Source organism: Microbacterium sp. Root553 (assembly GCF_001426995.1).
Lineage (GTDB): Bacteria > Actinomycetota > Actinomycetes > Actinomycetales > Microbacteriaceae > Microbacterium.
Genome location: NZ_LMFY01000001.1, coordinates 2,111,858 through 2,132,325, shown reverse-complemented (window position 1 = coordinate 2,132,325; position 20,468 = coordinate 2,111,858). Strand labels below are relative to the sequence as shown.

Annotated in this window: 16 protein-coding genes; 6 read left to right on the top strand and 10 right to left on the bottom strand. The window is 69.1% G+C overall.

What is annotated here, in order from left to right:
- Window positions 1–16: 16 nt before the first annotated feature.
- From ASD43_RS09830 to nusA, 5 genes are all read right to left on the bottom strand, one after another.
- A complete protein-coding gene (locus ASD43_RS09830; RefSeq protein ID WP_157550941.1) occupies window positions 17–2,062 on the bottom strand; it encodes a helix-turn-helix transcriptional regulator in 2,046 nt (681 codons plus the stop codon).
- Between the two features lie 210 nt (window positions 2,063–2,272).
- Entirely contained in the window at window positions 2,273–2,707 is a 435-nt protein-coding gene (gene rbfA / locus ASD43_RS09825) for a 30S ribosome-binding factor RbfA (protein WP_056416747.1), read from the bottom strand.
- A gap of 95 nt (window positions 2,708–2,802) precedes the next feature.
- The gene (gene infB, locus ASD43_RS09820; protein ID WP_056416745.1) at window positions 2,803–5,622 is read right to left on the bottom strand and encodes a translation initiation factor IF-2; all 2,820 of its coding nucleotides are present in this window, start codon (window positions 5,620–5,622) and stop codon (window positions 2,803–2,805) included.
- Between the two features lie 94 nt (window positions 5,623–5,716).
- A complete protein-coding gene (locus ASD43_RS17010; protein ID WP_082539347.1) occupies window positions 5,717–5,971 on the bottom strand; it encodes a YlxR family protein in 255 nt (84 codons plus the stop codon).
- A 59-nt stretch (window positions 5,972–6,030) separates the two neighbouring features.
- On the bottom strand, window positions 6,031–7,014 hold the full coding sequence (gene nusA / locus ASD43_RS09815) for a transcription termination factor NusA (RefSeq protein WP_045255356.1): 984 nt from the start codon (window positions 7,012–7,014) through the stop codon (window positions 6,031–6,033).
- A 129-nt stretch (window positions 7,015–7,143) separates the two neighbouring features.
- Between nusA and ASD43_RS09810 the strand changes: the two genes are divergently transcribed.
- Window positions 7,144–8,499 carry a flavin monoamine oxidase family protein gene (locus ASD43_RS09810; protein WP_082539346.1) on the top strand — a complete coding sequence of 452 codons (1,356 nt, stop codon included), beginning with the start codon at window positions 7,144–7,146 and terminating at the stop codon, window positions 8,497–8,499.
- On the opposite strand, the gene ASD43_RS09805 is transcribed toward ASD43_RS09810, so the two are convergent.
- Complete coding sequence (locus ASD43_RS09805) at window positions 8,468–9,508, bottom strand: TIGR00730 family Rossman fold protein (protein WP_056416743.1); 1,041 nt, start codon at window positions 9,506–9,508, stop codon at window positions 8,468–8,470. The two genes, ASD43_RS09810 and ASD43_RS09805, sit on opposite strands and share 32 nt — an antisense overlap.
- A 134-nt stretch (window positions 9,509–9,642) precedes the next feature.
- Between ASD43_RS09805 and ASD43_RS09800 the strand changes: the two genes are divergently transcribed.
- A complete protein-coding gene (locus ASD43_RS09800; RefSeq protein WP_056416740.1) occupies window positions 9,643–10,146 on the top strand; it encodes a pyridoxamine 5'-phosphate oxidase family protein in 504 nt (167 codons plus the stop codon).
- 62 nt (window positions 10,147–10,208) lie between these two features.
- Here ASD43_RS09800 and ASD43_RS09795 read toward each other — a convergent pair whose 3' ends face one another.
- Together ASD43_RS09795 and ASD43_RS09790 are read right to left on the bottom strand one after the other, a co-directional pair.
- Window positions 10,209–11,966 (bottom strand): proline--tRNA ligase, encoded by a 1,758-nt coding sequence (locus ASD43_RS09795; protein WP_056416737.1) that lies wholly within the window; start codon window positions 11,964–11,966, stop codon window positions 10,209–10,211.
- A 42-nt stretch (window positions 11,967–12,008) separates the two neighbouring features.
- Window positions 12,009–12,779 carry an isocitrate lyase/PEP mutase family protein gene (locus tag ASD43_RS09790; protein WP_056416734.1) on the bottom strand — a complete coding sequence of 257 codons (771 nt, stop codon included), beginning with the start codon at window positions 12,777–12,779 and terminating at the stop codon, window positions 12,009–12,011.
- 516 nt (window positions 12,780–13,295) lie between these two features.
- Between ASD43_RS09790 and ASD43_RS09785 the strand changes: the two genes are divergently transcribed.
- Genes ASD43_RS09785 through ASD43_RS09775 form a run of 3 tightly spaced genes read left to right on the top strand, consistent with a single transcriptional unit; the run spans window position 13,296 to window position 16,167 of the window.
- Entirely contained in the window at window positions 13,296–14,003 is a 708-nt protein-coding gene (locus ASD43_RS09785) for an HNH endonuclease signature motif containing protein (protein WP_056416731.1), read from the top strand.
- Between the two features lie 41 nt (window positions 14,004–14,044).
- Window positions 14,045–15,460, top strand: a complete 1,416-nt coding sequence (locus ASD43_RS09780) for an RNB domain-containing ribonuclease (RefSeq protein ID WP_056416728.1) — start codon at window positions 14,045–14,047, stop codon at window positions 15,458–15,460.
- A gap of 14 nt (window positions 15,461–15,474) precedes the next feature.
- Window positions 15,475–16,167, top strand: a complete 693-nt coding sequence (locus ASD43_RS09775; RefSeq protein ID WP_056416725.1) for a nucleotidyltransferase domain-containing protein — start codon at window positions 15,475–15,477, stop codon at window positions 16,165–16,167.
- Between the two features lie 7 nt (window positions 16,168–16,174).
- Here the strand turns inward: ASD43_RS09775 and ASD43_RS09770 are convergent, their stop codons facing one another.
- Window positions 16,175–17,041, bottom strand: a complete 867-nt coding sequence (locus tag ASD43_RS09770; protein ID WP_056416722.1) for a hypothetical protein — start codon at window positions 17,039–17,041, stop codon at window positions 16,175–16,177.
- A 135-nt stretch (window positions 17,042–17,176) separates the two neighbouring features.
- On the bottom strand, window positions 17,177–18,328 hold the full coding sequence (ispG, locus tag ASD43_RS09765) for a flavodoxin-dependent (E)-4-hydroxy-3-methylbut-2-enyl-diphosphate synthase (RefSeq protein WP_188042367.1): 1,152 nt from the start codon (window positions 18,326–18,328) through the stop codon (window positions 17,177–17,179).
- A 230-nt stretch (window positions 18,329–18,558) separates the two neighbouring features.
- Here ispG and ASD43_RS09760 point away from each other — a divergent pair, with 230 nt between their 5' ends.
- A complete protein-coding gene (locus ASD43_RS09760; RefSeq protein WP_056416715.1) occupies window positions 18,559–20,442 on the top strand; it encodes a chorismate-binding protein in 1,884 nt (627 codons plus the stop codon).
- Window positions 20,443–20,468 lie beyond the last annotated feature (26 nt).

Here is a 20,468-nt window from a genome sequence, read left to right as displayed (position 1 = left end):
GTGCCGAACGGGCACGTTACCCACCGATCCGGTGGGCCAGGATCGTGAGCTCGACGCGCGTGCGCACGTCCAGCTTGCCGAAGACCCGCCCGAGGTGCACCTCGACGGTTCGCACGGACACGTGCAGCGCATCGGCGATGTCACGGTTCGACGCCCCCTCGACGGCCAGCATGGCCACCTCGAGTTCGCGGGCGGTCAGCTGCGCCTCCCACACCCGCCGCGACGAGGAGAGGGGATCCTTCGCGAGCGGCGCCGTCTCTTCGGCATCCACCCGGTCGATCCGGCTCTCCACCGCGCGAGACCAGGCGGTCGCACCCGACACCTCCAGCAGATGCCGGGCGGCCGCCAGGTAGTCGCGGCCGACCGCGACCTCGCCGTCGCGAATCCACCGGATGCCGATCATGGCCTCGACGCGACCGCGGGTGAACGGGGATCGGAGGGTGCGTGCCGCCTCGGAGATCGAGGCGCGCTCGGCCCGCCATTCCTGTCCGGGCAGGTTCAGGATGCGGGAGCGAAGCCTGCGGGCGAGGGCGATCTCGGGCGGTTCGATCGGCGCCGACCGCGGCGGGTCTTCGTCGCGCTCGATGCTCGCCTCCTCCAGCCCCGGCACCGACAGAGCCGGCCGGGGCGCCCCGCGATCGTGCCACAGTCGCATCAGCGCGATGGCCTCGTCCTCCTCGCCGGCAAGGAAGGCCTCTATGCCCCGATCCACCAGCCGATCTATCCGCTGCGGCGTCGGGAGCGCGGCCGTGAGAGCGCGGGCGAAGGGGCCGAGCCTGCCGAGCACGGCGAGGTCGAGACGGCGGGTGATCACCACGCCGAGGCCCGCGAACGGCAGTGCGACGGGCAGTGCGACAGCCGCCCTCATCATCCTGATGCGGGCCGCACCGATATCGCCCCGCCACATCAGCAGCAGCACCTCGACCACCGCGCGGTAGGCGGCGACCAGCGGACTGCGCTCGAACCCGGCGACGAGCGGATCGACCTCCGCGGCCATCCCCGTGTCCCAGGCTGCCAGCAGGCGGAGGCCGAGATCGAAGTCCCCTTCCATACCCGCATGAAGCGCGCCGAGGATTCCCCGCGAGAGCGGGCCTGTCCCCTGCACGTCGTCGATGTCCCTGTCGCCGAGAACCAACCACGAGAGGGCCACGACGGGGTCGCGCAGGCAGCGGTCCGCGCCCACCTTGGCGCTGCCCTCCCGCATGGCATCGAGCCAGGCACGCATCCCCCGGCGATCACCGCGCTCGGCGCAGAAGAACGCCGCGAGCGCCGAGGCCCGCGTCCAGGAATACCAGTCGTCGAGGTCGTCGGTCCGCGGCGTGAACGTGTGGGCGTCCAGCTCCGGCACGGCGCCCCGGACACAGGCCTGAGCGACCAGCAGACCCCCGAGACCCTGCAGGCGGTGGCGCTCGGCGGCATCGGGGTACAGCCCGACGAGCAGTCGCACGGCATCCACAGCGTGGCCCGCGGCGATCGCCGAGACCCCGGCCACGAGCGTGGCCTCGTCGTGCTCCGCGCCGGACGTGTGGGACGCCGCCTCGCCGGCGATCTGGAACGCCCGCCCGCTCCGCCCGGCCTGCGAGAGGATGCGGGCCGTGCGAATGAGCTCGCTCGCGGCCACCGGGCTCGGGGACGCGGACGACCTCGCCGCATGCCAGTCCGCGCACACCTGCTCCCCGCGGGCCAGGAAGACACGGTGCAGACGCGCGTGCACCGCCGCGGTGTCGGAGCCGGGCGTCCTGGCCTGCAGCCAGATGGCGAGCCGGGGATCGATCAGTCGGATCCTTCCGGCGTGCATCTCGATCAGATCCCCGACCGGGCCGGATGCCAGCTCAGCGGCGGTGCGCCCGTCGATCGCGAGGATCGGCTCGAGGGAGTCGCTGAAGTGCAGCGCCACCGCGAGGAGCAGATCACGATCGCGGTCGGCGAGCTGCACGCTCTCGTAGAGCGCGTCGATCTCGGGCACCGACGGCAACGGTGACGGCAGCGCCCTGAGCCCCTGGCGCTGCGCGAAATCGAGCCTGGCCGCCACGGCCCTGACGGTCGCCGTGTCTCCCGTCACCTCCGACACGAGCCTCGCGACCACGTGCGGAGCACAGCTCAGGTCGTCATCCAGCAATGCGGAGACCAGAGCCTCCAGTGAGGCGGGGTCGATCGAGACCGCCCCCCGCGCACTCGATCCGTCGATGCCGAACCCCCCGAGTCCGTACGAGCATCCGCTCGTTCAGGTGAGGGTAGCAAGCCCTCGCACTCGGAGCGGGGCAGGCACAGGTCAGGAGCGCGAGTCGTCCTCATCCGGATGCAAGTAGGGGTCAGCCTCTCCCGCATGCGACGCCGACGACGCGAGCGCCGCGACCTCCGCGTCACGCTGCTGCGCCTCGCGGAGCAGCGCGGAGATGTGGTCGGCGTTCTCGGGCAGAGCATCCGGGATGAACTCGAGCGTCGGCACCAGTCGGGTGCTCAGCTGTCGTCCCACCTCGCTGCGCAGCATGCCCGTCGCCGATGCCAGGGCGGCACCGCTGGCGATCCGCTCCTCCTCCGTGCCGAGCACGGTGTAGAAGACGGAGGCGTGCTGCAGATCGCCGCTGACGCGGCAGTCGGTGAGGGTCACGAAGCCGAGGCGCGGGTCGCGCAGCCCCTTCTCCAGTCGCTCGGCAAGGATCACTCGGATCCGATCGGCCAGACGGGCCTGACGTTCACCAGCCATTGTTCTCTCCCTCTGCGTACCCTTCGGGCGCCCTTCGTCTCGCTGGCCCGCTGAGGAGCCGGAGCGAAGGACGCCCGAAGATATATCGAACTCGATCAGCCGCGCGGCTTCTCGACCAGTTCCGTCGTCTCGATCTCGTCGCCGATCTGGATGTCGTTGAACTTGCCGAGGCCGATACCGGCCTCGTAGTCCGTGCGCACCTCGGTGACGTCATCCTTGAAGCGACGCAGCGACTCGATGGCGAGGCCATCGGCGATCACGACGCCATCGCGGATGACACGAGCCTTGGCGTTTCGCGTGATCGTTCCCGACCGCACGATGACACCGGCGATGTTGCCGAACTTCGAGGAGCGGAACACCTCGCGGATCTCGGCGACACCCGACTGGATCTCTTCGTACTCCGGCTTGAGCATGCCCTTGAGCGAGCTCTCGATCTCGTCGATCGCGTTGTAGATCACCGAGTAGAACCGGATGTCGACGCCCTCACGCTGAGCGCGCTCGCGCGCCTTCGTGTCGGGACGGACGTTGAAGCCCACGATGATCGCGTTGTCGATCGTCGCCAGGTTCACGTCGGACTCCGTGATCGCACCGACACCGCGGTGGATGATGCGGAGCTGCACCGAGTCGTCGACCTCGATCTTGAGCAGCGACTCCTCCAGCGCCTCGACGGCACCGGAGACGTCACCCTTGATGATGAGGTTGAGCGACTCGACCTTGCCGTCCTCGAGAGCACGGGTGAAGTCCTCGAGCGAGATGCGCTTGCGGGCCTTGGCCAGCTGAGCGTTGCGCTCGACCGCTTCACGCTTCTCAGCGATCTGACGGGCCATACGGTCTTCCTCGGTCACGATGAAGACGTCACCGGCACGAGGCACCGAGTTGAGACCCTGAACCTGCACGGGACGCGACGGGTAGGCCTCGAGGACCTGCTCGCCGTTCTCGTCGGCCATCGCACGAACTCGTCCGTACGCGGTTCCGGCGACGATGGCGTCTCCGATCCGGAGCGTTCCGGACTGGATGAGCACCGTGGCGACCGATCCGCGGCCCTTGTCGAGCTTCGCCTCGATGGCCACACCACGCGCGCCCTTGTTCGGGTTCGCGGTGAGGTCGAGACCCGCATCGGCGGTGAGCAGCACCGCGTCCAGGAGTTCCTGGATGCCGGTGTTGGCACGAGCCGACACATCGACGAACAGCACGTCTCCGCCGTACTCCTCAGCGACCAGACCGTACTCGGTCAGCTGCTGACGGACCTTGGCCGGGTTGGCGTCGGGCTTGTCGACCTTGTTCACCGCGACCACGATCGGCACATTGGCCGCCTGGGCGTGGTTGAGAGCCTCGACCGTCTGCGGCATGATGCCGTCGTCGGCCGCGACCACGAGGATCGCGAGGTCGGTCACCTGCGCACCACGGGCACGCATGGCGGTGAACGCCTCGTGACCCGGGGTGTCGATGAAGGTGATGGCCCGCTCGATGCCCTCGTGCTCCGTCCAGACCTGGTACGCACCGATGTGCTGGGTGATGCCACCCGCTTCACCGTCGATGACGTTGGTCTGACGGATCGCGTCGAGCAGTCTGGTCTTACCGTGGTCGACGTGACCCATGACGGTGACGACCGGGGGACGGATCTCGAGGTCGTCCTCGCTCTCCGCCTCCAGCTCGGCCTCGAGGTCGAGACCGAAGCCCTCGAGGAGCTCCTTGTCCTCGTCCTCGGGCGAGACCATCTGGATCTTGTAGCCGAGCTCCTCGCCGAGCACCTCGAACGTCGCCTCGTCCAGCGACTCGGTGGCCGTGGCCATCTCGCCGAGGTTGAAGAGGATCGTCACGAGGGTTCCGGGCTGGACCGTGTAGCCGGTCAGCGTCTCGATCTTGTCGGCGAAGTCCGCGATGGACGCGCCACGGCGCATGCGGATGACCTCTCCGTTACCGCGGGTGACGTTGACGCCACCGACGACCGGAGCACTCCGCATCTCGAATTCTTGCCGCTTCGCCCGCCGCGACTTGCGCTGCTTGCTCTTGCCGCCGCCCTTACCGAAGGCACCTGCGGTACCTCCACCGGGACCACGACCACGGCCTCCGCCGCCACCGGGACGACCTGCGAAGCCGCCACCGGGACGTGCGCCGGGGCCACCTGCACCACCGGGTCCACCGGCACCGCCGGGACGACCGGGGCCGCCGGGACGCTGCTGGAACGGTGCGCCGCCGGGACGACCACCCTGACCACCGCGCGGAGCGCCGGGACGGGGGGAACCGGGACGAGGCGCACCCGGACGCGGCGCGCCGGGACGAGGCGCCTGCGGACGCGGGATGTTGCCGGGGGTCGGGCTCGGGCGCTGGCCCATGCCCTGAGCCGACGCGAACGGGTTGTTGCCCGGACGAGGGCCGGCCGGGCGCTGGCCCATGCCCTGAGCCGACGAGAACGGGTTGTTGCCGGGGCGCGGGGCACCGGGCTTCGGCGCTCCACCATCGGCGGGCTTCGCCTCTTCGGACTTCGCCTCGGCGGGCTTCACCTCGGCGGGTCCGGGGGTCGCCGCTGCGGGTGCAGCCTGCGGAGCCGGAGCCTCCTCGACCGGAGCAGCGGGCTGCTCGGGCGCGGGTGCCGGCTTCGGACCGGGCTTGGGGCCGGGGGTCGGGGCGCCGGGCCGTGCGGCCGCGGGCTTGGCAGCACCGGTCTTGGCGGCACCGGGCTTCGCGGCACCGGTCTTGGCGGCACCGGGCTTCGCGGCCGACGTGGTGTCTGCGGACGGCTTCAGCGAAGCATCCGCCTCGATCGCCGCGCGCAGCTTGCGCGCCACCGGCGGTTCGATGGTCGAAGAGGGGCTCTTGACGAACTCTCCGAGTTCCTTGAGCTTTGCAAGTGCGATCTTGCTGTCGACGCCGAGTTCGGCGGCGATCTCGTGTACGCGTGGTTTACCAGCCACAATTCTCCTGTCTGAGTCGGTCCACCCAGACAGGGCAGACCACTAGTCGCGGACGGGTCTCATTTCGAGCCGTTCACTTTGTTTCCATAGCTGTTCAGCCTTTGTTTCTTGGTGGATGCTGTGCGATGTTCCGCGTGTCCAGTTCGCTGGTCACGCGCAGTGCTCTTCCGAAGGCGCGGCGCCGCAGAGCGGCTTCCATGCATTCCGGTGTCGGATGCACCCACGCGCCGCGCCCCGGCAGGACAGCACTCTCATCGAGGATGAGGATGTCGTTCTGGGACACCACCCTGAGCAGAGTGGAGCGGGGAGCACGCGTGCGACAGCCGACGCACGTTCGTACGGGTTCCATCTTACACCTGAGTTCCCGTACGACTCACGTGAGAGCCGCGAGTCGTACGTGCCGCGTGGTCAGTCGAGGACGCTGTCGGGCTGGATGTCGATCTTCGCACCGGTGAGCTTGGCGGCGAGGCGCGCGTTCTGCCCCTCCTTGCCGATCGCCAGCGAGAGCTGGTAATCCGGCACGAGTGCGCGCACGGCCTTGGTGTTCGCATCGAGGATGAACGAGCTGGTCACCTTCGCCGGCGACAGCGCGTTGGCCACGAAGGGAGCGAGCTCGGGGTCGTAGTCGACGATGTCGATCTTCTCCCCCGCGAGCTCCTCGGTGACGGCGCGGACGCGTCGCCCCATCTCGCCGATGCAGGCGCCCTTGGCGTTGATCGCGGGGTCGTTCGCCCTGACGGCGATCTTGGTGCGGTGTCCGGCCTCGCGCGCGAGGGACACGATCTCGACGAGCCCGGCGGCGATCTCGGGAACCTCGAGCGCGAACAGCTTGCGGACGAGTCCGGGGTGCGTGCGCGAGACCGTGATCTGCGGACCCTTGAGTCCCTTGGCGACGCTGGTGACGTACACGCGCAGACGCGAACCGTGCGCGTACACCTCGCCGGGGACCTGCTCCTCGGGCGGCAGGATCGCCTCGACGGCTCCGAGGTCGACGTGGATCATGCGCGGGTTCGGCCCCTGCTGCACGACGCCGGCGACGATGTCGCCTTCCTTGTCCTTGAAGTCGCCGAGCACGACGTCGTCGGCGATGTCGCGAAGACGCTGGCTGATGACCTGCTTCGCGGCGAAAGCGGCGATACGACCGAAGTCACCGGGAGTCGCATCCTCCTCGCCGATGATCGCGCCCTCGTCGTCCTTGACGACCTGCAGCACGGCGACGTGGCCGGTGCGGCGGTCGAGCTCGACGCGCACGCCCTCAGGGGTGGCGCCGTCTTCGGAGACGTGCTTGGAGTAGGCGGTCAGGATGGCCTGTTCGATGATCGAGACGAGTTCGTCGAAGGGAATCGCCTTCTCCTTCTCGATCCCACGCAGCAGACTCAGTTCGATATCCATGACAACTCCCTATTCAGCTCTCGTCGCGCGGGTGTGCACACGCGACATCCGTACCACGATACCCTGTGCCCACCGCCCGTGCCACGAGTGCGGCGCCGCGCAGCCCGGTGACACCCGCAGGAGGATCCAGTGACCACGTACGACACGATCGTGATCGGCGCCGGGATGTCGGGCGTGACCGCGGCGCGGATGCTCGCGGACGCCGGCGAGTCGGTGCTCGTGCTGGAGGGTCGCGACCGCATCGGCGGACGGATGAACACCGACCGCTCCGCGGACTTCCCCGTCGACCTCGGTGCCTCGTGGGTCCACGGGATCGACGACTCGCCACTCTGGGAACTCGTGCAGGAGCTCGGCATCCCCAGCATCGAGTACACGGTCGGCAGCTTCCAGGCCGGCGGCCGACCGATCGAGAACTTCGACGGAGACGGTGCGCGTATGGACGCCGCCGCCACCGCGCAGTGGGTCGAGGACGTCGCCGAGGCCGATCGCCTGCTCGTCGAGGAGATCGCGGCCTCCTCTCCCGGCGACACCTACCTCGACGTCACCGAGCGCGCCCTCGACAGATCGGGCCTTGCGCCGGAGCGGATCGACGAGATCCGCGAGTTCTTCCGCCACCGGGTCGAGGAGCAGTGCGGGGCGTGGATCGGAGACCTCGACGCGCACGGGCTCGACGAGGACGAGATCGACGGCGACGAGGTGATCTTCCCCCGTGGGTACGATGAGCTCCCCCGGCGCATCGCCGCCGGCCTCGACATCCGGTTCGACCACGTCGTGACGCGCGTCGCGCGCACCGCGGACGGAGTGACCGTCACGACGGCGGAGGGCGAATTCTCGGCCCGCACCGCGCTGGTCACGGTGCCGCTCGGCGTGCTCAAGGCCGGTTCGATCGACTTCACCCCTCCGCTGCCCGATGCCGTCGCAGGCCCCGTGGAGCGTCTCGGAATGGGCGTCTTCAACAAGATCTTCCTCCAGTTCCCGGTGCGCTTCTGGGACGAAGACAGCTATGTGCTGCGGGCACTCGGCGAGGCGGGCGAGCACTGGCACTCCTGGTACGACGTGTCGGCCGTCAGCGGTCTGCCCACCCTCCTCACCTTCGCCGCCGGCCCGTTCGGGAAGCGGATGCAGGAACTCACCGACGACGAGATCGTCGCGGACGTGCTCGCCGCCCTGCACAGGCTGTACGGCGACGCCGTCGGAGCCCCCACGGCACGGTGGATCACCCGGTGGGGACACGACCCGTTCTCGAACGGGTCGTACTCGCATCTCGCCGTCGGGTCCTCGCACCGCGATCACGACGACCTCGCCGGCCCGGTCGACGGCGTGCTGCACTTCGCGGGCGAGGCCACCTGGGGAGACGAACCCGCCACGGTGGGGGCCGCCTACTATTCGGGGCACCGAGCCGCCGAGCGCATCCTCGGTCGGTCGGTCGACCCGGCCGCCTTCGCGGCAGGCATCAGAGCGCGGGAGCAGACTCCAGCGCGTTGATCGCGCCGATCAGACGGAACAGGTTGCCGACCTGTCGCTGGTCCAGGTGGAGCGCGAGCCTCGGCAGATGCAGCACATCGTCGTCGGAGACCTCGGGTGACCGCGGCGCGGACCGCTCGATGCGGCCGCTGATCAGCATCCCGGCGAACTGCTCGTTGAGTGCGTCGAGCTCGGCATCGGTCGGCTCTGCGCGCAGGCGGAGCACGAGCGTGTCGCCCACCCACCGCAGCGAGTCGTAGTTGCGCCAGAACCCGGCGATCACGGCGGCCGCCGACTGGACCGAGTCCGTGATGACGACGCGGTCGAAGTCACCCTCGGAGATCACCCCGGTGGGCGCGAGATCTTCATCGATGAACCGCTTGAGCCCGTTCCAGAAGGTGCCGCCCGGTTCGTCGAGCAGCACGATGGGGGTCGGCTCGGCCTTTCCCGTCTGCTGCAGAGTGAGGAGCTCGAACATCTCGTCGAGGGTGCCGAAGCCGCCGGGGAGGCAGATGAATCCGATGGATTCCTTGATCAGCATCAGCTTGCGGGTGAAGAAGTACTTCATCGCGACGACGTGATCGCTCCCCGCGACGAGGCTGTTCGCCTTCTCCTCGAACGGCAGCCGGATCGACACGCCCAGCGAGAGCGCAGGACCCGCACCCTCGGCGGCGGCCTGCATGATGCCGGGGCCGGCGCCCGTCACGACCATCCAGCCGTCCGCGGCGAGAGCCTCGGCGACGGCTCGCGCCTGGACGTAGAGAGGATCGTCCTGCCGCGTGCGGGCGGAACCGAAGACCGTGACCTTGGGCACTCCCTCGAAAGGGGCGAAGAGCCGGAAGGCGTCGCGCATCTCGGCCAGCGCCGCGGACGCGATCTTGAGGTCGAGCCGGTCGGTGCCATCCTCGCCCAGAAGCAGCGCGGTGCGCATCATGCGCAGGACGAGTCGTCGGTCCGTCGTGACCCCCGCCTCATCGAGCACGGTGTTGATCTCGGCACTCAGCGATTCCGGCAGCACGTCGTCGGTCATGCCTCCAGCCTGTCACACGCGACCGTCGAGACGCACGAGCCACGGACCGGGAGTCGACAGCCCTCGGCGCAGCACGTGCCACGGGACCTGTCAACCCCGTGCGCGTCCGCCCGCGGTGCACCAGCATTGTCGGCATGACAGAGATCACCGGACCTGAGGCACTGGCACGAGTCACCGAGCTCGTGGAGGACATCGACTTCACGATGCTGACGACGATCGACGACGACGGCAATCTGGTCAGCCGCCCGATGTCGACCCGGCAGATGGACGAGGCCGGCGACATCTGGTTCTTCACCGCGGAGGACACCGAGAAGGTCGACGAGGTGAAGGAGCACCGCCAGGTGGGGCTCTCCTACTGCGATGCCGGCGGCATGCGCTACGTGTCGGTCGCGGGGAACGCGTCGGTCGTCCGCGACCGGGCGAAGATGGAGGAGCTCTACTCTCCGTCGCTCGACATCTGGTTCGAGGACGGGCTCGACACCCCCGGCATCGCGCTGCTGAAGGTCACCCCCACCGTGACGGAGTTCTGGGAGCCGTCGAAGGGCAAGATCGCGTTGGCGGCCGGGATGCTCAAGGCTCTGGTCACGCGAGACACCCCCGACGACGACACCATGAACCACGGGCGCATCGTCTGCTGACCGCATCCCTTGACGCAGAACGCCGCGCGCCCCGAGGGACGCGCGGCGTTCTGCATGAGAGATCAGCGCTGCGTGAGCCGCTCCACGGCCTCGACGATCGACACGGCATCCCGGTCTCCTGTGCTGCGGTCCCACAGCTCGACCTGGCCGTCGGCGGCACCACGGCCGACGATGACGATCTTCGGGACGCCGACGAGCTCGGCGTCGCCGAACTTCACCCCGGGAGAGACCTTGGGGCGGTCGTCGTAGAGCACGTCGAGTCCGCTCGACTCGAGCTGTGCGGCGAGGTCCGCCGCCACGTCGAACGCGACCTGGTCGCGCCCTGCGGCCACGACCTGCACGTCGAACGGAGAGACGGATGCGGGCCAGATGAGCCCCTTCTCGTCGTTGTTCAGCTCGGCGATGATGGCGAGGATGCGGGTCACGCCGATCCCGTAGGAGCCCATCGTGACCGTGACGAGCTTGCCGTTCTCGTTCAGCACCTTGAGACCGAGCGCCTCGGCGTACTTGCGCCCCAGCTGGAAGACGTGGCCGATCTCCATGCCGCGGGCGAGCTCCACCGGGCCCGAGCCGTCGGGTGCGGGGTCGCCCGCACGGACGTTCGCGATCTCGACGACGCCGTCGGCGAAGAAGTCCCGACCCGCGACGACGGAGTGGGCGTGCTTCTGGTCGATGTTCGCTCCGGTGATCCACGAGGTGCCCTCGCTCACGCGAGGGTCGACGAGGTAGCGGATGCCGGTGGCCGATTCCTCGCCCAGCACGGCGCCGGTGGTCGACCAGGGGCCGATGTATCCCTTGACCAGCAGCGGGTTGTTCTCGAAGTCGTCGGCCGTGGCGGTGTCGACCTCGGCCGGCGCGAACGCGACCTCGGCGCGCTTCTGGTCGACCTCGCGGTCACCGGGGAGACCCACGACGACGAGCTCACGGGAGCCGTCGAGGTGGGTGAGCGCGAGCACGACGTTCTTGAGCGTGTGGGCCGCGGTGTACTCGCCGTCGAGATGCGCGTTGACGTGTGCGACCAGGGTCTCGATGGTCGGAGTGTCGGGCGAGTCGAAGATGACGGGCGACGCATCGGCGTCGAAGGACACCGCCTCGGGGACGGCCGTGGTGAACGCCTCGACGTTCGCGGCGTAGCCGCCGGCACTGCGCACGAACGTGTCTTCGCCCACGGGCGTCGGGTGCAGGAACTCCTCGCTGCGCGAGCCTCCCATCGCCCCCGCATCCGCCTGGACGATGACGTACTCGAGTCCGAGGCGCTGGAAGATGCGCTCGTACGCGTCTCGCTGCGCCTGATAGCTGACATCGAGGCCTTCGTCGGACGCGTCGAAGGAGTAGGCGTCCTTCATCGTGAACTCGCGCCCGCGGAGCAGGCCGGCACGGGGACGGGCCTCATCGCGGTACTTGTCCTGGATCTGATAGATCGTCAGGGGCAGGTCCTTGTACGACGAGTAGAGGTCCTTCACCAGCAGCGTGAAGGCCTCCTCGTGCGTCGGCGCGAGCAGGTAGTCACCGCCCTTGCGGTCCTGGAGGCGGAACAGCAGGTCGCCGTACTCCTCCCAGCGACCGGTCGCCTCGTAGGACTCACGCGGCATCAGCGCGGGGAAGTGCACCTCCTGGGCACCGGCCGCGGCCATCTCCTCACGGACGACGGTCTCGATCTTGGCCTTGACCCGCAGACCGAGCGGCAGCCAGGCGAAGATCCCGGCGGCCTGCGGTCGGATGTATCCGGCGCGGATCAGCAGCTTGTGGCTCGCGACCTCTGCGCCTGCAGGGTCTTCACGGAGCGTACGGAGGAAGAAGTTCGAAAGACGAGTGACCACGGGGCAAGTCTACTGACCGCGGCCACTCGTCTTCACGGTGCGTCAGTTGAGCGCAGGGAGTCCGTTGGGGATCACGCCGCCCGCGTACAGGCTCGCCGCGAGCTCCTGGGTCGCGGTGAGCGCGACCCGCTGCGGCAGGGGTCCGTACGAGATGCGGGCGACACCGAGCTTCTCGTACTCGGAAGCCGCGAGGGTGCCGGGGAGCCCGATGACACTGAGCTTCCCCTCCCCCAGCCCCTCCACGAGCTGGCGGGTGATGGCGGCGTCGAGCATCCCCGGCACGAACACCGCCGTGGCTCCCGCGTCGAGGAACGCGCGGCCGCGCTGGATCGCGTCGGCGATGCTCTCGGCGACCGGGCGGTGGCCGGCGCGAACGAAGGCGTCCGTGCGGGCGTTGAGAGCGAACGGGACTCCCTCGGCCTCCGCCGCCTTGACGATGGCCTCGACCGCCGCGACGGACTCGTCGAAGGGCTTGAGGCGGTCCTCGATGTTGGCGCCCACGACACCTGCGCCGATCGCGAGGCGGGTCGTCTCGCCGGCGTCGCCGTATCCGTCATCGAGGTCGGCGGTCACGGGCACCGAGACGGCCGCCGCGATGCGTCCGACCATGTCGATCATGATGTCGCGGGTGATGGTGCCGTCTTCGAAACCGAACGATGCGGCGATGCCGTGCCCCGCGGTGGCGATGGCCTTCGTCTCGGGGAGTGCCGCGACGGCGCGGGCGGAGACGACGTCCCACACATTCACGACGCGGAGGATCTCCGGTGCTTCGTAGAGTCCGATCAGGGTCTGGGCTTTCGCAGCAGTGGTCATGCCCCCACGCTAACGCCCAGCATTCCGGTCGGGGCCGGACGGACACGCGAATCACAGGTTCGGGACAGTGCGCCGACGTTCATCGACTCGACTCTCGCAGCACTGTTCTGTCTGCGAGCCGTTGTCGTGTTCCGGCATGTCGATGTCCTGGACCTGGGGGCGGGTTTTCGGCCCTGATCTGGGGCAGGAATGGCGGTGGTCGGCGGTGTGATGCGGCTATGACGGCATTGAAGGACGCGACGGTGGAGCAGGTGGCCGCGCTCGGCGCCGTCACCGAGATGCTCGTCGAAGTCGATCGCACGATCTCGTCTCTGCTCGCCGCACGCGACGGACTTCTCGCTCTCGGGTCGCGGATCGCCGTCGAGGCGGCCGGGCAGGTCGAGGAGGCGACTGCAGACGGCGTCGATCGGCTACGCGGGCGGTCGCGGCGGAGTTCGGCGCCGCTCTGCGTGTCAGCGACCGGACGGTGCCACGGCGGATGCTCGACGCCGAGGTCGTGGCGACGCGGTTCCCCGGGTGTGGCGGGCGCTCGTGCACGGCGCGTTCGAGCGGATCAACGCGATCGCGAAAGAGGCTCTGTCCCATCCGTCGAGCGAATCCACCTCTCCTTCATCCCGTGGCGAGCGCACGCTGGGGCAGGCCCGCTGCGATGTCGCCCTCGACCTTCTCCTGACCGGTGCACCGGCCGGACACGACACGGCAGAGGGGATGCTCGGAGCCATCCGAGCGACGGTGTCGATCACCGTCCCCGTGTTGTCGCTGATCGGGGCGAGCACCGTCCCGGGCGAACTCGACGGGTGCATCCCCATCGACCTCCGCACCGCGCGGCTCCTCGCAGGCACCGCGGCCGGGTGGGATCGGGTCCTGACCCATCCGATCACCGGGGCCCTGCTCGCGGTCGACCGTTACCGGCCCTCCGCCGCGGTGAGACGACACCTCACCGCGCGAGACCAGCGATGCCGGTTCCCTACCTGCGGATACCCCGCCCGCGTGTGCGACGTCGACCACACGCGAGACCACGCGACAGGCGACACCACCGACGCCGGCAACCTCGGCGACCTCTGCCGACGCCATCACTCCTTCACACACCGCACGCCCTGGCATGTCGAGAATCTCGGCGACGGCGTCTTCGCCTGGACCAGCCCGACCGGCCGGATATACGTCGACGAACCTCCGGCGCAGAACACCACGACCACCGAAGACGACACACCACCACCCTTCTGAGGGGTTCCTCCCATTCACGGCGGGCGACATAGTGTGGGGGCATGCCTCAGCGCCGATCCCACGTTGCTCCGTCCGCCGCGCAGACGGAACTCGCCACGGCGCTCGCCACGCTCAAGGAATCCCTGGACGCGCCCGCAGAATTCCCTGCCGCCGTGCTTGCCGAGGCAGCGGCGTCGGAGGCCGTGACGCCCGAACTCGACCTGCGCGACATCGCCTTCGCCACGCTCGATCCCCGCGGGTCGCGTGACCTCGATCAGGCCTTCCACCTCGAACGGCGGGGTTCCGGATACACCGTCCGCTACGCGATCGCCGATGTGCCGGGATTCGTGACGCCCGGCGGCGCGGTGGACGAGGAGGCCCGCCGTCGCGGTCAGACGTTGTACGCGGCCGACGGCGCGATCCCGCTGCATCCGAAGGTACTGAGCGAGGATCGCGCCTCGCTGCTGGCGGATGTGGATCGTCCCGCGCTCGTCTGGACCTTCGCCCTCGATTCGGCGGGGGTCGTCGAGGACTTCCGGCTCGAGCGCGCACTGATCCGCTCGCGCGCCCAGCTCGACTACGCCAGCACTCAGGCGTCACTCGACCGGGGCGAGGACGGACCGGCCGCACTGCTGCCGGAGATCGGAGCTCTGCGGATCACGCAGGAGAAGCTCCGCGGCGGAGCGAGCTTGAATCTTCCGGACGAAGAGGTCGTGCGCGGCGCCGACGGAACCTACTCGATCGAGCGACGGCATCCGCTCCCCGTCGAGGAATGGAACGCGCAGCTCTCCCTCATGACGGGTATGGCGGCCGCGACGTTGATGATCGACGCCGGCATCGGCATCCTGCGGACCATGCCGCAACCCGACGAGAAGGCCTTCGCCGCGTTCCGTCATCAGACCGAGGCGCTCGGCCGCCCCTGGACGACGGGCAGATACGGCGACTATCTGCGCGAGCTGGATCGCGCAGACCCCATGACCCTCCCGATCCTCGAGGCGGCGGCGTCGCTCTTCCGCGGAGCGGGGTACGTGACCTTCGACGGCTCGGTGCCGCCCGACACGGAGCAGGCGGCCATCGCCGCTCCGTACGCACACGCCACGGCACCTCTGCGTCGTCTCGTCGATCGGTGGTCGCTCGCGATCTGCCTCGCCGTGTCCGAGGGGCGTGAGGTGCCGGGCTGGGTTCGCGAGTCGCTCGCCGATCTCCCCGCCCTGATGCAGGAGTCCGGTCAACGCGCGTCCCGGCTCGATTCCGCGACGATCAACTGCGTCGAGGCCGCACTGATGACTCCCCTGGTCGGCTCCACGGTCGATGCGACCGTGATCGAGATCCGCGGCGAGCGCGCCACGGTCCAGCTCGCCGACCCCGCCGTCACCGCCTCCGCGCCGGTTCCGGACGGCGCCGTCGCCGGAGGTGTCGTACCGCTGCGAGTCGTGAGCGTCGACATCGCCGGAGGCGAGATCGAGTTCTCCGTCTGACATACGCTTGCGGCGTGGACCACCTCGCCGTCGCCGAACGATTCGTCGCCGCCCGCTACCCCGGAGCGGACATCGCCATCGTGGCGGGAAGTACCGCACGCGGCGAGCGCACCACGACGAGCGACATCGACCTGCTGCTCCTCGGAGACGAGCTCTTCGAGGCCGAGGACCAGAGGAGCGAGGCCTCGACTCATGAGTTCGAGGGCGAGATCTTCGAGGTCTTCGCGTACACACCCGCGGGTTTCGAGGAGTGGGCCGACCGAGGTGTGGCACAGCACAGGCCGGTGACCGTGCACATGCTCGTCGAAGGCACTGCGTTCCGAGACGACGGCCGTCTCGCCTCACTCCGCCGTCGCTGGCAGAGCGTCCTCGACGAGGGCCCCTCACTCAGTGCGCAGGAGTCCGCCTTCCGTCGCTACGTCATCACCGATGTGCTCGACGACCTCAGAGACGCCGCAGACCCCCTCGAGCAGCAGGTCGAGGCCGCCATCCTGTTCGAGCGGATCGCGGAGTTGATGCTGCTCAGCGAGGGACGCTGGATCGCGACGGGCAAATGGCTCCCCCGGCGGCTCCGGACGCTCAGTCGCGAGCGCGCCGACCGGCTGAGCATCCCGCTGCTCGACCGCGACTACGCCACCTTCGCCGACCGCGTCGACGACGAGCTCGATCGTGCGGGCGGCAGGGTGCAGAGCGGGTTCGTGCGCTGAACCGGGCTCAGGACGCGGGAACGGCCCGCGTCGTCATGACCAGCAGCTGCGGATCGGTCAGGTCGAGCGTCACGGAGATCGAGACGAACTCGTCGAGGGATGCCGCGTGCGTGCCGCCGCACAGGATCTCGGCCGTGCCGTCGGGAAGCTCGCACTGCCAGCTGCGCCGATCCACGATCGTCGGACCTTCTGTGACCACCCTGCTCGATGCATCCGAGTCGACCCAGTCGGCCAGCCGCGCGTTGATCGACGCCTCACGGTCCGCGAGAGTCGCGGCGAACGTCTCGGTGTCGAAGCCGGCCCTGCGCAGGCTCTTGCCCAGGCGGTACTCGTCGACGGCACCGTCCGCATGGATGCGGCTCGACTGATTGGCCTTGCCCTCGAAGTCCGGGGCACCCAGAGCATCTTCTCCCGGGTCCTTGCGCCACAGATCCGCAAGGGCGAGATCGAGCGCCAGAGACGCGAGATGGCACGCCGTGTGACCCCGGCTGAGACCGGCTCGCCTGGACGAGTCGACCGAGAGTTCCACGCGTGCGCCCTCGACCAGCCAGGACGGAACATCGCCCTCGAGCGGATGACCGACGAGCCACGTCCATCCCTCCGCGCCGCGCTTCACGGGGATGTCGGAGCCGACCGCGAACCGGCCCTCGTCCGACACCGCGGCCATCACGGCTTCCGTGACGCGCACCGCCGACCCGTCGAGCGTGATCTCGCCGCTGTCACCGGGCTGATCCGGCCACGTGTGATCGACCGGATGAAACGGTGTGGCGTCCACCATGACCACGGCGCCCTCGGATGTCGATTCGACCCGGGTGACGGTGCTCGATCCCGAGACATCGCCGCCGGCGAAGGACACGACGGTTGACGAGGGCATGGGGCTCCTTGAGATGCTCACGGGCGCCGCCCCTCGTGGGAGGAGGCGAGCGCCGGAATCGGGTGCGGACGAGATCTGGTCGTGGGACCGAGGCGACCTGCGCGATGCCGACGGCGTCGGGACGCGTTCCGGCCGTCAGACCGTGACGACCTGCGCGGTGCCGAGAGGTGCTTCGGGTCCCATGTCGGCGGCGATCCGGTTGGCCTCTTCGATCAGCGTGGCGACGATGTCCGCCTCGGGCACGGTCTTGATGACCTCGCCCTTGACGAAGATCTGTCCCTTGCCGTTGCCGGAGGCGACACCGAGATCGGCCTCGCGCGCCTCGCCCGGCCCGTTCACGACACAGCCCATGACCGCGACGCGCAGCGGCACCGTCATGTCCTTGAGCCCCTCGGTCACGTTCTCGGCGAGCGTGTAGACGTCGACCTGCGCGCGTCCGCACGACGGGCACGAGACGATCTCGAGCTTGCGCTCGCGGAGGTTCAGCGACTGCAGGATCTGGTGGCCGACCTTGACCTCTTCGGCAGGGGGCGCCGAGAGCGACACGCGGATGGTGTCGCCGATTCCCTCTCCGAGCAGGATGCCGAACGCCGTGGCGCTCTTGATCGTGCCCTGGAACGCGGGCCCCGCCTCGGTGACGCCGAGGTGCAGCGGCCAGTCTCCCCGCTCGGCGAGCAGACGGTAGGCCTTGACCATGACGATCGGGTCGTTGTGCTTGACCGAGATCTTGAAGTCGTGGAAGTCGTGCTCCTCGAACAGCGACGCCTCCCAGACGGCGCTCTCGACGAGGGCCTCGGCCGTCGCCTTGCCGTATTTGGTGAGGATGCGACGGTCGAGCGATCCGGCGTTCACGCCGATACGCAGGGAGACGCCGGCGGCCTTCGCCGCCTCGGCGATCTTGCCGACGTTGCCGTCGAACTCGCGGATGTTGCCGGGGTTGACGCGCACGGCGCCGCAACCGGCGTCGATCGCCGTGTAGATGTAGCGGGGCTGGAAGTGGATGTCGGCGATCACCGGGATCTGACTCTTCATCGCGATGATCTTCAGCGCATCGGCGTCGTCCTGATGCGGCACGGCCACGCGCACGATCTCGCAGCCGGATGCGGTGAGCTCGGCGATCTGCTGAAGGGTCCCGTTGATGTCGGTCGTCTTCGTCGTGGTCATCGACTGGACGCTCACGGGGGCATCGCCGCCGACGAGCACCTTGCCCACCTTGATCTGGCGGGTCTTGCGACGTGGGGCGAGGACTTCGGGGATCTTCGGCATCCCGAGATTGACTGCTGGCACCCCCCCAGCCTACGCCGCCCTGATGCACGCAGGCTGGAAGCGGGACCACTCTCCACCTCCGTCACGCGAACGGGGACGCGGTCGGTGGTGTGATAGTTTTCAGCCCATGCTCGCGAACCTCACCTGGTGGCCCGCCTCCTAGGCGGTGTGTTCGCGTTCCCACGAATCCAGACCGCCTCCGGGGCGGTCTTTTCGTTGAGCCGAGCCGGAGCCACGCACAGGAGACATCGATGACCCTCTCACGTCTTTCCGAGCTCACCGCTGATCCCGCGGCATCGTTCGTGCTCATCGCGCGCGACGGCGCCGAATCCGTCGAGCTGCTCACCGGCGACGTCCTGGATGTCGACCTCCTCGCCGACATCCCCCTCACGATCGACGGCACCGACCGGGAGATCTTCGCGATGGTGCCCTACCGCCAGGTGCGAGAGCGCGGATTCGTCGCCCAGGACGACGGCGCCCCGCTGCGCTGCCTCGTCGTCGAGGAGCACCTGTATCTTCCGACCGCCGAGCTGCTCACCGCACTGCCGGCCGAACCTGTCCCGCTGCGAGACGGCGGTTTCGACATCGCCGACGAGGAGTACGCGGCGATCGTCGAGACGGTGATCGCCGACGAGATCGGACGCGGTGAGGGCGCGAACTTCGTGATCCGCCGGGACTTCACGGCGAACATCGACGTCGACGACCGCACGGCGGCACTCACCTGGTTCCGTGCTCTGCTCGCTCACGAACGCGGCGCGTACTGGACCTTTGCCGTCGTCACCCCCGACCACATCGCTGTCGGGGCCAGCCCCGAGGCTCACGTCGTGGCGCGGGGCGGGGTCGTGACGATGAACCCCATCTCGGGCACGTTCCGTCACCCGGCGGGCGGTGCCACGAAGGACACCCTGGTCGATTTCCTCTCCTCCACCAAGGAGACCGAGGAGCTGTTCATGGTGGTCGACGAGGAGCTCAAGATGATGAGCGCGGTGTGCTCCGACGGCGGGCGCATCACCGGCCCGCACCTCAAGGAGATGTCGCGGCTCACGCACACCGAGTACATGCTCCGCGGACGCAGCACGCTGGATCCCCGTGACATCCTCCGCGAGACGATGTTCGCGCCGACCGTGACTGGCTCCCCCATGCAGAACGCCTGCGCGGTCATCCGCCGTCACGAGCGCAAGCCGCGCGGGTACTACTCCGGCGTCGCCGCCCTGTTCACCCCCAACGCCGAGGGCGGACACGACCTCGACGCCCCGATCCTCATCCGCACCGTCTACGTGCAGGACGGCGCGCTCAGCGTGCCGGTCGGTGCCACCCTCGTCCGCCACTCGGATCCGCACGGCGAGGTGTCCGAGACCCACGGCAAGGCGGCAGGGGTGCTCGGAGCGATCGGCGCGATCGACAGGGACGGTGCGGCAGAAGCACGGGAGGACGCCGATGCCCCGGGCGAGCCGCGCTCCCTCGCTGCCGACCCCACGATCGAGTCCCTGCTCGCCTCGCGCAACGCCCGGCTCGCGGATTTCTGGCTCAACCCGCAGGGCGACGGTCTCACCGGTCCGTTCACCGGCACCTCGGCCGTCGTCGTGGACGCCGAGGACCGGTTCACCACGATGCTGGCGCATCAGCTGCGGCATCTCGGCCTCGACGTGACCAACCGCCCCTGGAGCGAGGTGACGGACGACGAGCTCGCCGCCGCCGACCTCGTCGTCGCCGGTCCGGGCCCCGGCGACCCGCGCGATCTCGACAGCCCGCGGATCGCCCGGATGCGCGACGTCGTCTCGCGTCGGGTCGACACCGGCGCCCCCCTGCTCGCGGTCTGCCTCAGCCACCAGATCCTGAGCGACGGCCTGGGGATCCCCCTGGTGCCGCTCGACGCCCCGCATCAGGGACTCCAGAAGGCGGTGCCGGTGTTCGGCGAGGACGCGTCGATCGGCTTCTACAACACGTTCACCGCCAGGGTGGCCGCCGGAACCACGTCGGCGGGAGCCGCGGAGATGTCGGCGGACCCTGCGACCGGCGATGTCTACGCGCTGCGGGGGCCGCACTTCGCGTCCGTGCAGGGGCACCTCGAATCGATCCTGTCGCGCGACGGCATCCGCACCCTCGAGCGTCTCGTCTCGCACGCCCTGTCCTGAACGCGGGTCGCCGTGAGCCTCGCCCG

What these genes read in the sequence shown, in the direction of transcription:
- ASD43_RS17010 (WP_082539347.1), bottom strand. Translation starts at nt 5,971, where the DNA reads ATGGAACCCGTACGAACGTGCGTCGGCTGTCGCACGCGTGCTCCCCGC.
- ASD43_RS09805 (WP_056416743.1), bottom strand. Translation starts at nt 9,508, where the DNA reads ATGACCGACGACGTGCTGCCGGAATCGCTGAGTGCCGAGATCAACACC.
- nusA (WP_045255356.1), bottom strand. Translation starts at nt 7,014, where the DNA reads ATGGATATCGAACTGAGTCTGCTGCGTGGGATCGAGAAGGAGAAGGCG.
- rbfA (WP_056416747.1), bottom strand. Translation starts at nt 2,707, where the DNA reads ATGGCTGGTGAACGTCAGGCCCGTCTGGCCGATCGGATCCGAGTGATC.
- ASD43_RS09790 (WP_056416734.1), bottom strand. Translation starts at nt 12,779, where the DNA reads ATGACCACTGCTGCGAAAGCCCAGACCCTGATCGGACTCTACGAAGCA.
- ASD43_RS09780 (WP_056416728.1), top strand. Translation starts at nt 14,045, where the DNA reads ATGCCTCAGCGCCGATCCCACGTTGCTCCGTCCGCCGCGCAGACGGAA.
- ASD43_RS09770 (WP_056416722.1), bottom strand. Translation starts at nt 17,041, where the DNA reads ATGCCCTCGTCAACCGTCGTGTCCTTCGCCGGCGGCGATGTCTCGGGA.
- ASD43_RS09760 (WP_056416715.1), top strand. Translation starts at nt 18,559, where the DNA reads ATGACCCTCTCACGTCTTTCCGAGCTCACCGCTGATCCCGCGGCATCG.
- ASD43_RS09800 (WP_056416740.1), top strand. Translation starts at nt 9,643, where the DNA reads ATGACAGAGATCACCGGACCTGAGGCACTGGCACGAGTCACCGAGCTC.